The organism is Muribaculum sp. NM65_B17, assembly GCF_004793735.1.
In the GTDB taxonomy this organism is placed as follows: Bacteria; Bacteroidota; Bacteroidia; order Bacteroidales; family Muribaculaceae; genus Muribaculum; species Muribaculum gordoncarteri.
This window is the reverse complement of sequence record NZ_SRYY01000003.1, coordinates 160454-174934: the sequence shown is the minus strand read 5'-3', so window position 1 is coordinate 174934 and position 14481 is coordinate 160454. Positions and strand designations below refer to the sequence as shown.

General features: G+C 52.7%; 11 protein-coding genes. 8 read left to right on the top strand and 3 right to left on the bottom strand.

The window, feature by feature from the left end; genetic code table 11:
- Window positions 1–45: 45 nt before the first annotated feature.
- Window positions 46–1536, bottom strand: coding sequence for a xylulokinase (locus tag E5354_RS05325; RefSeq protein ID WP_135946685.1), 1491 nt, complete (start codon window positions 1534–1536; stop codon window positions 46–48).
- Window positions 1537–1551: 15 nt separating this feature from the next.
- Window positions 1552–2292, bottom strand: coding sequence for an NUDIX hydrolase (locus E5354_RS05320; RefSeq protein WP_135946684.1), 741 nt, complete (start codon window positions 2290–2292; stop codon window positions 1552–1554).
- Window positions 2293–2733: 441 nt separating this feature from the next.
- Here E5354_RS05320 and E5354_RS05315 point away from each other — a divergent pair, with 441 nt between their 5' ends.
- From E5354_RS05315 to E5354_RS05280, 8 genes are all read left to right on the top strand, one after another.
- A complete protein-coding gene (locus tag E5354_RS05315; RefSeq protein WP_135946683.1) occupies window positions 2734–3960 on the top strand; it encodes a glycosyltransferase in 1227 nt (408 codons plus the stop codon).
- 77 nt (window positions 3961–4037) lie between these two features.
- Complete coding sequence (locus tag E5354_RS05310; protein ID WP_135946682.1) at window positions 4038–4844, top strand: polysaccharide biosynthesis/export family protein; 807 nt, start codon at window positions 4038–4040, stop codon at window positions 4842–4844.
- A 19-nt stretch (window positions 4845–4863) separates the two neighbouring features.
- Window positions 4864–7173, top strand: a complete 2310-nt coding sequence (locus E5354_RS05305; protein WP_135946681.1) for a GumC family protein — start codon at window positions 4864–4866, stop codon at window positions 7171–7173.
- A gap of 21 nt (window positions 7174–7194) precedes the next feature.
- Window positions 7195–8721 carry a lipopolysaccharide biosynthesis protein gene (locus E5354_RS05300; RefSeq protein ID WP_135946680.1) on the top strand — a complete coding sequence of 509 codons (1527 nt, stop codon included), beginning with the start codon at window positions 7195–7197 and terminating at the stop codon, window positions 8719–8721.
- Complete coding sequence (locus E5354_RS05295; protein ID WP_135946679.1) at window positions 8718–9662, top strand: glycosyltransferase family 92 protein; 945 nt, start codon at window positions 8718–8720, stop codon at window positions 9660–9662. The genes E5354_RS05300 and E5354_RS05295 overlap by 4 nt, the downstream gene beginning before the upstream one ends.
- Window positions 9659–10906, top strand: coding sequence for a glycosyltransferase family 4 protein (locus tag E5354_RS05290; RefSeq protein WP_135946678.1), 1248 nt, complete (start codon window positions 9659–9661; stop codon window positions 10904–10906). The genes E5354_RS05295 and E5354_RS05290 overlap by 4 nt, the downstream gene beginning before the upstream one ends.
- Window positions 10906–12072, top strand: coding sequence for an EpsG family protein (locus E5354_RS05285; protein WP_135946677.1), 1167 nt, complete (start codon window positions 10906–10908; stop codon window positions 12070–12072). The genes E5354_RS05290 and E5354_RS05285 overlap by 1 nt, the downstream gene beginning before the upstream one ends.
- On the top strand, window positions 12044–13210 hold the full coding sequence (locus tag E5354_RS05280; RefSeq protein ID WP_135946676.1) for a glycoside hydrolase family 99-like domain-containing protein: 1167 nt from the start codon (window positions 12044–12046) through the stop codon (window positions 13208–13210). The genes E5354_RS05285 and E5354_RS05280 overlap by 29 nt, the downstream gene beginning before the upstream one ends.
- Here the strand turns inward: E5354_RS05280 and E5354_RS05275 are convergent.
- Window positions 13186–14175, bottom strand: coding sequence for a DUF5106 domain-containing protein (locus tag E5354_RS05275; RefSeq protein ID WP_135946675.1), 990 nt, complete (start codon window positions 14173–14175; stop codon window positions 13186–13188). The genes E5354_RS05280 and E5354_RS05275 overlap by 25 nt on opposite strands.
- Window positions 14176–14481: the final 306 nt, after the last annotated feature.

Sequence of the window (14481 nt, the reverse complement as noted above, 5' to 3'; positions counted from 1 at the left end):
TAGAATTTGTTTAAAAAGTTTCTTTTAGTTTTTATGTAATAGTGATTATTTGTTCAAGATGGTTTCAAGGCGCTGCTTCCACAATCCGTAGGCGTCGCGATAGGCCTGACGGTCGGCTTCCTTGGGCTCGATAACCTCGATGCGGTCGAGTGTTGCAAAAGCCTCGTTGTTGTCCTTGTAGATTCCGGCACCTATGCCTGCGCCCTTGGCTGCGCCTACCGAACCGTCGGTGTCAAACAGCTCTATGGTGGCACCGCTCACACCGGCAAGTGTTTCGCGGAAGAGCGGGCTGAGGAACATGTTGGCGTGTCCGGCGTGAATCTTCTTCACATCCATTCCCATCTGCTCCATTATCTCGATTCCGTACTGGAACGAGAATACGATACCCTCCTGGGCTGCTCGCACGATGTGCTGCTTGCCATGCTTCAGGAAGTTTACACCGTGAATCGAGCTGCCGATTTCACGATTCTTAAGCACGCGCTCGGCTCCGTTGCCGAAGGGGAGTATGCTCACGCCTTCGCTTCCTATGGGAGCCTGTGCGGCAAGGTCGTTCATGGCCGGATAGCTGATGCCTTCGGGAGCCACGGTGCGCTTAATCCAGGAGTTAAGGATGCCGGTGCCGTTGATGCACAGCAATATGCCGAGGCGTGTCTGCTCATTGGTGTGATTGACATGAGCGAATGTGTTGACACGCGACTTGGGATCATAGTTTATCTCGCCGTTTACACCGTAAACAACGCCCGAGGTTCCTGCGGTAGAGGCGATTTCACCGGGGTTGAATACGTTAAGCGACAAAGCGTTGTTGGGCTGGTCGCCGGCACGGTAGCACACCGGAGTACCCTCGGCAAGACCGAGTTCGGCGGCTGCATGGGCGGTAACCTGACCCTGTACCGAGAATGTGGGCACGATTTCGGGTATTATCGAGCTGCTGAATCCGAGATACTCCATGAGGAAGTCGGCTATCCGGCCGTTCTTGAAGTCCCAGAACATACCTTCGGAAAGTCCCGATACGGTAGTGCACACACGGTCGGTGAGCTTCATTGCTATATAATCGCCGGGAAGCATGATTTTGTCGATGCGCTCAAACACCTCGGGCTCGTTGTCCTTCACCCATTTGAGCTTGGTGGCGGTGAAGTTGCCGGGAGAGTTGAGGAGGTGGCTCAGGCACTTTTCATGACCGAGCTCGTCAAATGCCTTCTCGCCGTAGGGAACTCCGCGGGAGTCACACCATATAATGGCGGGACGAAGCACATTGTGGTCACGGTCGATGCACACAAGTCCATGCATCTGATAGGAGATTCCGATTGCCTTTATGTCGGCCGGATTCACCTTTGACTCGGCAAGCACTGCGGCTGTCGACTGCTTCAGGTGTTCCCACCACTGCTCGGGGCGCTGCTCGGCCCAACCTTGCTTAACTGCAATAATCTCGGCCTCCGACTTGGGGAATAAAGCCGATGAAACACACTTTCCTGTTTCGGCATTAACGATGCTCGCTTTTACCGACGAGCTGCCTATATCATATCCTAATAAGTACATAGCTTATATAATTGGTTATCGTCTGTTCTTATTATATATCTTTCGGTCAAATTTGTAGTAACGCGCCGCACGATGAGCCACGCCCTGCTGCCTCTCCTCAAGAGGCACCACATAGTCCATCATTGCTATTTTCTTGTGGAAGTTGCGCACATCGATCGCATGGCCGTAGATAAGCTCAAACATTGTGCGCAATTGCGATGCGGTGAATTTTCGGGGCAACAGGTCAAAGAGCATCACCGGATTCACCTCGGCCGCATCCCTGATGCGATGCATCGCCTCGGCGAGAATGAGGTTATGGTCAAATGCCAGGCGCTTGACATCGTTCAACGGCACCCAACCGGCCTTGTGGGCATCAAGCGACTTGTCGATTGCGCGGTCGATTTTCACAAGCGCGAGATAGGAGATGGTAACTATACGCTCTACATGGGCCTGCTGTGCACGCTCGAGCCAATGCACATCCTTGGGATCGCTTGTCCTGTTCTTCGATCCGTAGGCACGGAATTGCATCAGCTTGATGTTTTTGACGCCTGTAAGTTCATTAAGCACTCTCATAGCGGCCCCGTCAAGATCCTCATCCTGATAGATGAGGCTTCCGGGAAGTTTCATGTCGTGATAAGCGAGCCCGTCTTCTTCGCCGTGACGGTTAACGAGGAGCACTTTCAATTGTGTTCCGTCAAATCCTATCACAACGCAGTCGACAGATATGTGATTATTGGCTAATGGAGGATAAATTACTTCACCTTGCATAGATTCCATATATATTTCCGACACAAAAGTAACGATATTTTATGAATATGCAACATTCAATTTTATGTTGTAAAACATTGTTTATAGCCTCAGTAGTTATCTTACTTTATACAATATCATTTTCATGGGTTAATGTAATAACTACAATATGTATTTCTGTAGAATCGCGACAGTCCTAATTGTAATAAGTACAATAAGCCAAAACTCCGCGAAATAAGGCACAATAGTGAGTTGGCAAGTAGCGGTTGACACAGAACCTTATTGTAGATTTACATCACACCGATTCAAGGCGGCTCAACATAACGCAGAGCCAAAGTTAAATATTGTTAACCAAATTAATGGGTTTATATCGCACATCATCCCGACGCGACATCATCTTTTTCACGCGCGTTTGCTGTGTATTGTGAAAGGTTTTGTAAATTTGCACAATAAATAGCCAAATCGCTCACAGTGACTTACAATATCGACAATCAGGCATTGATGGCGTTGACGCTTTCCTGCCTGGCCGCAGCTACAGCAATAGCAATACTCATCATATATGCACGACGCATAATACTTGTCGTACGCAACGCGCGTCGACAAGCCGACGACACCAATCAGGTTTTCGGGCTTTCCCCGGCATCCATCATCGTATATGCCTATGAAAATCCCGACGGAGTGGCCGCGCTGCTCCCCTCGCTGCTGTCGCAGGACTACGACGGCGGCTTTGAGGTGATAGTCGTCAACGACGGCAACGACGAGGCCACCGACTCACTGCTGCGCGAACTTGAAGCGACTCACAAGAATCTATATCACACATTCACGCCTCATGACACCCGCAACGTGTCGCGCAAGAAACTTGCGATAACGCTCGGCATCAAGGCGGCCCGGTATGAATCGATAGTGCTCGTAACAGCCGACAGCCGCATAACATCGCAACGATGGCTCGAAAAGATGGCTCGTCACTTCAACGACCCCGAGAAAGACATCGTGATAGGCTACGCATTTCCCGACCTCGACAACGTGGCCAACACCCCGTCGCGTAGCGAAGTCCACGACTGGCTCATCGACATAGTGCATTATCTGGCAGCTGCACTCGACGGACACACCTATCGAGGCGACGGCGACAATCTCGCCTACCGTCGCAGCCTGTTTTTCAAGAACAAGGGATTCTCTCAGTCGCTCAATCTCAGCTATGGCGACGATGACGTGTTTATCCATCAGTGTTCCACTCCGCGCAACGTTGCGGTGGAGCTGTCGCGCGAGAGTCATGTAAGCACATCGTTTGCCAATCCGCGAGAAGCGATGAAGCGCAAAAAACTGCAATACACCTTCACATCATCACACGCCGGCAAGTGGCAGCACCGCCTTTACGGATTCTGCCTTGCGCTGTTGTGGGTGTGGCTGCTGCTCACTGCGGCATCGATCGCCATCGCCCCTCGCAACATCATTGTAATAAGCTCCAACATAGTAGTGGCTCTTCTGTTATGGGTTCCGCTCATAGCCTCGTGGAACAGTGCGTCACGCGCGCTCGGAGGACACCGGTTCTTCTTCTCCGTGCCGTTGGCTCTGCTGTGGCGTCCGATACGCAACATCATCTATTATATAAAGAGTCACCGCGCCCACAGCGGACAGTATGCCTGGCAAACCCTCGGGCCCTCCAACTGGTCGAAACTGACCGACGACATAGCAAAATAAACGTACCTCATGTTACGTTATCTCAATAAGGCCACACAATGTGACGCCTTGTCGAGCAATCATCACTCTTCATCGATATGAGAACAATTCTACACATAATTATATTGTCAGCGGCATTGATGCTGACGGCATGTAACGCGCCAAAATCGTCATTGACCTATTTCGAGGACCTGAGCGGCACGCAATCGGGCACTCTTCCATCGACCGACTATGAGATAAAGCTCCGCCCCGATGACGAACTGCTCATAACCGTGACATCGCTCGTGCCCGAAGCTACCGCCGAATACAACCTACCGCTCTCCAATCCGGCCACGCAGAACAACATAATGACCCCGTCGCAAGGCAAGCAGCAGACCTATATCGTCGACAAAAGCGGCGACATAAAATTTCCGGGCATAGGCATGCTCCATGTCGACGGCATGACGACATCGCAACTTGCGTCATTGCTCGTAAAAAAAATCAGCGCCCAAGTAGAGGACCCCTATGTAAAAGTAGTGCTTGTCAACTTCCGCATCAATGTGATGGGCGAGGTCAACCGCCCGGGTTCGATAGATGTGAACCGCGAGCGATACTCGATACTCGATGCGCTTGCCGATGCCGGCGACCTGACACAATACGGTGAACGTGACAATATACTGCTCGTGCGCGAGGAAAATGACGGAACAAAGACATTCCATCACCTCAACCTCAACGACTCGGAACTCTTGTCGTCGCCTTACTTCTATCTGCAACAGAACGATGTAGTGTGTGTGAATCCCAACAAGATTCGCAAGGACAATTCAAAGTACAACCAGAACAACGCCTTCAAGCTATCGGTCGTATCGGCCGTCACAGGAGCATGCTCGGTGATAGCGTCACTGATAATCGCCCTTGTAATACGCTAACTAAAACGCATCCATCCCCATGAAGCCTGACAATCCCGTATACAAAAAGCGTGACAACCGCATTGAGATAGCCGACCTCATCAGCCTATATCGCTCCAAGTGGCCGGCATTCCTTATTTCAATCGCGGCATGTCTTGCATTGGCTGTACTATACATATACATCAAAGCTCCAGTTTATGAGATTCAGGCCAATATCCTCATAACCGACGATGACAAGACATCTGACTTAATGCGCTCAATAAGCATGGCCGACATGTTTGTCAACAACACATCGGTCGACGAGGAGATGTCGATACTAAATTCACACTCGCTATTTCGCAACGTGACCGAAAAGCTCGGATGCAACATTACCTACACGGTAAAGAACAATCTGATAAAACGGACGACGAAGTACTCCGGCTCACCGGTGAAGCTAACGCCTCCAGCCGGGATAGCCGACACGCTTCGCAGCTCACTGAAGTTCAAGCTGAGAGCCGACAAGGAGGGCCTGGTCAGCGTCACGGCACGCAACAGCCGCAATAAGGTAGTAGGCGAAGTCAAGGACAAGAGATTTCCCGTAACCTTGCCTACGCCCTACGGCGACTTCATCCTGTCGACAACCGACAAATATGAAAAGGATCGGAGTCTGTCGATGCAGATAGGATTCTGCGGATATGACCTTGCGGCGGAGCGGCTACAGAAAGAGGTGATGTGCTACATCCCCAACAAGAAGGCCGATGTGATAACCGTTGCTCTCAACAGCACCGACATAAACTACGCCAAGAGCGTGGTCAACGCTATCGTCGACCAATATAACGCGCGCGGCATCGAGGAGAACCAACGGAAGGCACAACAGACAGCCGACTTCATCGACAAGAGGCTCGTCGACATTTCAAAGGAGCTGAACGATGCCGAAAGCGACATCGAGCAGTACAAGCAGTCGCACGACATTGTAGATGTGGAAGTAGAAACCAAATATCTCCTGACCCGGAAAGGCACACTCGAGGAGAGCCTCATTGCCGCCGAAACCGAAGTGGGCGTGCTTGAACTTACGCGTGACTTCATAGCCGACCCCGCCAACCGTTTCAACCTGATTCCCACCCCGCTCGGGGCCGAAGCGGCCGCCGAGGCAATAGAAGCCTATAATTCGCTGATTCTTGAACGCATCCGTCTTGAAAAGAGCGCGAAGCCGGGCAACAAGGTGCTCACGGCCCTCAACGAGCAGATCGACGCTATGCGATCCAATGTGGCCACGACGCTGGAACGTTCGATAGCGTCGGCACGCGTTACGTTGAACGAGCTCCGCGGCAAGAGCGGGGATTCGCAGTCGCGCCTCGGCGATATCCCGGCAAGGGAACGTGAGTTTGTCAACATAAAGCGTCGACAGGCCGTGAAGGAGAATCTCTACCTGTTTCTGCTCAAGGAGCGTGAGGAATCGGCACTGCGCATAGCCAACGCCGTACCCAAGGGAATGATAATCGACAAGGCCTACGCACTCTCCGACCAAGTGAACATGACACCGGCCAAAGTGCTAATCCTCGCGTTTCTGTTCGGACTCTTCATCGTGCCGCTGTGGCTCTACTTCCGCTCGCTGATACGCAACAAGATTTCTGACATCCGTGAACTGCAACGGCTCACCACCATACCCATACTCGGAGAAGTGTCGCTTGACCGCAGCGGCGACAAGATGGTCACGGCCGGCAACTCATCGTCGTCGACCGCCGAACTGTTCCGCCTGCTTAGAAGCAACCTGCAGTTCATAACCGGAGGCATCAACGCCAAAGTGCTGCTCGTTACGTCGTCGACAGCCGGCGAAGGGAAGTCGTTTGTCGCCATCAACATGGCTGCATCACTCACCATTTCGGGCAAGCGCGTGGTGCTCGTGGGAATGGACATACGCAATCCGCAGCTCACCAACTATCTCGGAGTGGCATCGGAAACCGGACTCACCACCTATCTTTCGTCGTCGCAATACACAATCGACGACATAACGGTACACCACCCCGAAGTAAAGGGACTCGACATAATAACCTCAGGCCCGGTACCGCCCAACCCGTCGGAGCTGCTCATGTCGACGCGCGTCGACAACCTGTTCAGCGAACTGCGCTCACGCTACGACTACATCATCATCGACAGCGCACCGGTAGGCATGGTAAGCGACACCTATTCGCTCGCCCGCGTAAGTGACGCTACAATCTATGTGTGCCGTGCCAACCACACGACATTCAGCGACATCGAATTTGTCAACCGACTTTATGCCGAAAAACGCCTTCCCCACATTGCGCTTGTGCTCAACGGCACCCATGTGCGCAAAGGCTACGGCTACGGTTACGGCTATGGCAAGGCATAATTCCTCTCAACGACAACCGACATGACACGCAACAGCTACAACAACCGGCGCATAGCACGCAACTCCATGTTGCTGTACTGCCGGTCGGTGGTCACGCTTGTCATCTCGCTCTACACCTCGCGCATAGTTCTGGAAGCTCTCGGATTTGAGGACTTCGGCGTGTATGCCCTGGTGGGGAGCACCGTCACGATGTTCAGCCTCTTCAGCACTTCGTTCATCTCGTCGACCCAGCGCTTCATCAACATCGCCATGGAACGTAACGGCATCGACGAACTGTCGAGAATCTTCACCGCATCGGTCAAGCTGCACCGGTTGCTCGCAGCCGGCATCCTCATCCTCTTTGAAACACTGGGACTGTGGATTGTCAACACCAAACTGAACTTCCCGCCCGAGGACATGCCGGCAGTGCATGTAGTCTATCAGCTATCGGTCGTGTCATTTCTTTTCAATGTGCTGAGCGTCCCCTATAATGCCGTCATCACCGCCAAGGAGCGCATGGGCCTCTTTGCAGCCGTCAACATAGCCGAGTCGGTAGTCAAGTTGGGGATAGCCGTCGCGCTCATGCACACATCGAGCAACCGGCTTATATTTTACGCCGCGATGCTGACTACGCTGAGCGTGGCGGTGAGAATTTTCTACGGCATCTATTGCCGATGCCACTTCAGCGAATGTCGCATGGTCAAGATAACCGACAAGCGCATATACCGCGAAATACTCGGAATATCGGGCTGGAATTTCCTCGGCTCAAGCAGTTCGATAATCACAATCGAGAGCATAGGCATCGTCCTCAACCTATTTTTCAACGTGCTCATGAACGCCGCCAAGGGGTTGGCGTCACAGATTGAGAATGTCGTGAGGTCGCTCGTTGAAAATCTGATGATGTCTATAAGGCCGCAGCTCACCCGCTCCTATGCTTCGGGCGACACAGCATTCTTCAATTCGCTCGTAAGCCGTGGCACACGTTTTGGCACCTATCTCACGCTTCTGCTGTGTCTGCCGCTGCTGTTCCGCACCTACACGCTGCTGTCGCTGTGGCTGAAATCGGTGCCGTCGTACACGGTGCCTTTTGTGCGCATCATAATGATCTACATCCTCATCATGCCCGCCTCGTCGGTACTCGACACCGTAACGCTTGCATCGGGGAGAATAAAGAGCAGCCAGATTACGCTGTCACTGTTGCAGTTGTCCAATCTGCCGCTCATGTGCCTCGCGCTATATGCAGGGCTGCCCCCCTATTGTGTCTACCTGCCGTTTATAGTAATAGGATACATATCCCTATATATCAGGTTGAAATATGCCATAGCCAACTCCACAATAACGATGAAATCGTACATGTCGGACACATTCGCGCCCATCGTCTACGTGACATTGTTCACATTGCCGTTGCCGATTGCGCTGCAGCTGTGGATATTTGACGCCGACACGATTGTCAACACATTTATAATGTGCGTCATCTTGACGCTGTCGTTATCGGCGTCGGTCTATGCATTCGGCATAACGAGAGAGGAACGTAACGTGATATTGAACCATATACGCAAACGGTCATGAACAAGACAATGAAGATAGCGATAAAACGACACATAGTCACGCCGGCGGTAAATCTGTTCTACCGCGGCCTGTTTGCCATGCGTCGACCATGCGTAAACAGCGATGCGCGTTACATGTTTGCGATATGTGCCATATTCCGCAATGAAGCGCGTTACATGCGCGAATGGATTGAATATCACTTGCTGATAGGGGTCGACCACATATTCCTCTACAACAACTTCTCGACCGACGATTTCATGTCGATACTCCAACCCTATATTGAAAAAGGAGTCGTAACGCTCACCGAATGGCCCCGTGAACACGGACAGATGGAGTGTTACATGCACTGCTCGGCCAATTTCGGCAAGTCGTGCCGATGGATTGCCTTCATCGACCTTGACGAGTACATCTGCCCCCATGAGGCAACCGACATAAAGGAGTGGATCAAGCGTTACGAAAAGTATCCCGGAGTGATATTGTACTGGCTGATGTTCGGAACTGCGGGGCGACTGCATCCCGACTCCGAGAAGACGCTTATAGAGCAGTACACCACATCATGGCAGGAGTTGCGCAACACCGGAAAACCGATATGGAACACAGCGTTTCCTCTCGAGGAGCTCTTTGTGCACTACCTCTACGGCTCCGTATCGATTTTCGGAATCAAATTCAAGGTGCCGATGGTAAATGAGTCGGGAAGCTTTGTCGTGTATCCCGACCATCATCCACTGCCGCGACACAACACTATACGCATCAACCACTACTGGAGCAAAAGCATCGAAGAGTACCACGACAAGATGGCACGCGGCTCGGCCTTTTCGGCCAAAAAGAATGAGATACGCCGCAAAGTGGATTTCTTCCTGTGGCATGAGCACCATGTGGTGAGGGACGACCGCGTCATCTTCAGGTTTCTGACCCAACTAAAGATGCGGCTTAATGGTTTAGACTTCAATTTACCGAAATGAGAGTGCTGTGGTTTTCAACAAACCCGTCGCTCTATGACGACGGATACCGGCCATTTAACAACGGCGGCGGATGGATAGGTGCGCTTGAGCGCATCGTGCGTGACATTCCCGGCATTGAACTTGCCGTGGCATTCGAGCATCCCGTCGACAACCAAAAGCGAGTACGCGACCGCGTCACCTACTTTCCCATCCGTATTGACTCACTAATCTACCGCCTCCGCAACAAAATCGAGTTCTCGCACCAGGAGCGTTACCTGATGCCGCGCTGCATGGAGATCGTCAACGACTTCAAGCCCGACATAATAGAGTGCTTCGGCAGCGAATGGTGCTTCGGTCTTATCGCCGCACTAACCGATGTGCCGGTAGTGACGCATCTGCAGGGGCTCATGGCACCATGTCACAACACGCTCTATCCGCCGCGTTACAACAGTTACACCGAAGCGGCATGGCAACTGTCACGACTGCGCCCCCACAAGGCACTGCGAGCATTGCTCGAACCGCGCAAGAGCCGTCAACGCGTCGAGCGCGAGCGCAGGGTGATGCTTGCATGTCACAACTACATGGGACGCACCGAGTGGGACAAAAGCGTGACATCGCTCCTCTCGCCCGGCTCGCGTTACTTCACCTGCAACGAGGCGTTACGCCCGTGCTTCCTCGACATGACGCGGCAATGGAGCCTCCACAACGGCCGCAATACACTGCGTCTATGCACCACCGTACACGGCAGCCTGTGGAAGGGGCTCGACATAATATTGAAGACCGCGCATTGCCTCCACGACACCGCCGGTCAGAAGATCGAATGGCACATAATAGGCTCCCCCGCCTGCAGTGACTATGTGGAGTGGATGGAGAAGGACACATTTGCACGACATAACGTGCGCTTTCTCGGCGTGCTCGACGCCGACACCATAAAGGAGGAGCTGCTCGACTGCGACCTCTACATCCAGCCCTCCTACATCGACAACAGCCCCAACTCGCTGTGTGAGGCGATGGCGCTCGGAGTTCCGTGCATAGCCTCGGCGACGGGAGGCATACCCTCGATCATCACCCACGGAGTCAACGGCCTGCTCACACAAGTCAACGACCCCTACGCACTTGCGTCAGCGATATTGCGACTTAGCGGTGACCCCGACATGATGTCACGCCTCTCATCGGCGGCACTGTCGACATCGCGCAAGCGTCACGCTCCCGAAACAATCGCAAAGCAACTCATCGAAGCCTATCAATCAATAATGTCACGGTAATGGTCTACAATCTGTTTGTCATATTCACATTGTCGATGCTCTTCCTGTGGTACAGGAGTAACTACGAGCGGCTTCAGTTCATCAACGCCATATTCATAGCGGCATGGGTCATGTTCTCAATCGAGTTCTACACCACCCGCGACTATCCGGTGTACTATGAGAATTTCAACCGTCCCGGCGAGCATGTAATGTGGGAACCGCTCTATCGAATGTTACTCGACATTTTCCGCCCTGTGGGATTCATCGTATTCAACTCCGTGATGGCCGCCTTCGAGATGTACACGCTCTGCTTCCTCTACAAGAGAGCCGTCCCAAAAGCCTACATGTGGGTTGGCATAGTGATTCTAATCATACAGCCCATGAACATGCTGCTCTACATGAACATGAAGCGTCAGTTTCTTGCGATGGCGATAGTGCTTTGGGTCATATACTTTATGGTCTACTCCCGCAACCGGTTGCGCTGGTTGTGGGCCGTGACGGCATTTGCCGCCGCAGTCAACATCCACACCTCGGCATTGGTGTGCGCTCCATTCTTCCTGCTTCCGCTCGTCAGATTCCGGCTGAACAAGGTTGCCATAATATCGCTGATAGCGGTCTACGTTCTCCTCATGTCGTTCAGCCTCTCATCATTCAGCGACCTGCTGTATGATGTTGTCGATGTGGTGCAGGGCGACGAGATGGGCGACGACCGCTACACGATGTACATCGAGGAGCAGGACCGCATGGACCCCAAGGCCACAATGCCGGGAATATTCTCGCGCATATTCAGCGCAGCCATGTTCATTCTGTTGCTCATCTACAACCGCCGCACATCGCCCGAAGGGTTCAAGATATTCCTCATCGCCATCGCCTCGCTCATGGGCGGAAACTTCCTCTTCGGCAACTTCGCCCGACTGAACTACTATTACGAAATAACATTCATCATCGCCCTGCCGCTACTGCTTCAGGCCATGCGCGAAAACTCATCGTCGGTAGCGTCACGCACAGTCTACGCCGCATTCCTCGCTCTCGCGCTCCTGATTCCCGGCAAAGCCTATTACAACGCGATGTTTGGCGAAAAGGTCTACTTCACCCAGGCCAAGTACCGTTACTTCTACACGATATTTCATTCCAATCCCGACAAGTCGGAGTACTACTATGAAGGAGAGAAACGACCACACCGATAACGAGCGGCTCAAGGCGAGAGTGATAGCCATGTATCTGCCTCAGTTCCACCGCACCGAGGTCAACGACCGCTACTGGGGAGAGGGATTCACCGAGTGGGACAACGTGACAAAGGCGCGCCCGCTGTTCAAGGGTCACGAGCAGCCCAAGCTGCCCGACAACACACTCGGCTTCTACGACCTGTCACGCCCCGAAATACGCGAGTTGCAGGCCCGACTTGCCGCCGACGCGGGAATCGAGGGATTCATGTACTGGCACTATTGGTTTGGCAACGGAACGATGGCGCTCAACCGCCCGCTCGAGGATGTACTGTCATCGGGGACTCCCGACTACCCTTTCTGCATGGGATGGGCCAACCACTCCTGGCACACCGGGTCGTGGACCGCAGCGGGTGGCCGACGACACAAAAGCATCACCATATTCAACCAGCTTTACCCCGGCGTCGACGACCATATAGCCCACTTCAACTACTGCCTGCCGGCATTCCGCGACAAGCGTTACATCACCGTCGACCAATGCCCGCTCTTTGCGATATGGGCCCCCTGTGACATACCCGACCTGAAAGGTTTCATCAAGCTGTGGAAGTCGCTCGCTACCGAAGCCGGGCTTAAAGGACTGCATCTGACGGCCATAAGGGTGAGCCGCAAGGACATGACCGTCGACGAGCTGATCGACGCCGGATTTGACTCGGTAAACAACTGCAACTACAACATGTGGAGAGCCGAATGTCATGTCGCAGGCTCAAAGTGGCTCAAAATGGCACGCAGCTTCCTGTCGCAACACCTGAACGCGGCATTGCAGCGTTACGATTATGCCGAAATAATCAAGTGGATATGTGACGACACCGACCGTCGCGAGGATGTCTACCCTACAATCCTACCGGGCTACGACCGCTCTCCCCGAGCCGGACGCAAAGCGCAAATCTACACCGGCAACACGCCTCAGCTTTTTGCCCGCCATGCAGCCGATGCCATAAGCCGAGTGGCCGACAAGTCACCAGAGCACCGCATCATACTCCTGAAGTCATGGAACGAATGGGGCGAAGGCAACTACATGGAGCCCGACCGGCTACACGGAGCGGCCTTTCTCGCCGCCCTTAAGGAAGCGTTATATCATCATTCAGCCGACATCTCATTATAGAGCCAATCGGCAAGCAGCGGCAGCGGAGGATCCTTCAATATGACGCTGTTGTCGGGAGCGATGAGATATAGCACCGGCATTGCAGGAAGCGAATATATCTCCTTCTCCTCTATCTCCCCTCCGGGTGACATACAGTTCATCCAATCCCCGGGCATTGAGTCGCGCGACCGTTCCCACACATCACTGTCGCCGTCGGCATACACCGCCATCACCTTAACCAATCCCGCCTCTACGGCATAAGCGAGGACATCCAGTTGCTTCAGCTCCTCGATTATCTCATGACAATGGCTACACTCGGGGTCATAGAAAACCACCAGCCTACACTGGCCGGCCTTCGCCTCGCCATAAAGCGTAGTGTTCTTTCCCCGATTGTCAATCACCTTGAAATCGGCCGCCGGTGTGCCCTGCCTGTTCTTAAGCACCTCCTTGATTCCATCCTCGACTTTCACCCGCGAAGCGTCATCAAGTGAATCGGACCTGGAAGCCGCCTCAAGGAAGATGTAGTAAAGCTCCTCATCGCGCATCGACGAGTTAGGGCTCGTGAGAAAGCGTCGCGTCACACGCAGCACCGTGCCCAATGACGCAGGCGTCACCTCCGAAAGCTTCACCAACCGCCCGGCCGCCTTGACGGCATCATCGGCCGACACGTAGGGAAACACCGAAAAATAGTTGGCAAAGTGGTGCTCCATAAACCGGTCATCGTTCACCCTTATTGTATCGGAGAAGTCCATATTATCCCAAAAATGGATTGCGACATAACCTGCCATCTCCTGCGGGTCGGTCATCGTAGCCGGAGCCTCGGGCACCACAAGCTCCATGGCCGATTCCGGTCGGGAAATGGTATCGACGGGAGTGTCAGTAGCGGCCGAAGCGTTACGCCCGGCAGGGGAGTTGCACGACATGGCCAAGAGCATGACAAGCGTCACTAAGGTTGCTTTCAGCAGTTTCAAATTATAGAGATTCATAGCCGGAATTTATCAACATCATTCAGGTGCAAAGTTAAGAAAGAGTTGAGCATAACGACAATTTAATGCCACAAATTTTAACAATTATGCCATCGACGGTTGATAAAAATTGTAAACATTTGGTGGAGTTATCGACTGAAAACAAGCAAATGCGACGGCGCTATCAACCTACATTAGTTTAAATAATGTTAAAATGGGGGGGGATAAGAAATAAAAATGCGTGATAATGAAATTATCGTTTCATCAAATATTATATCTTTGCGCCCAAAATTTTTCCATAATCGACTACCACAGAAAGCGAGTAGC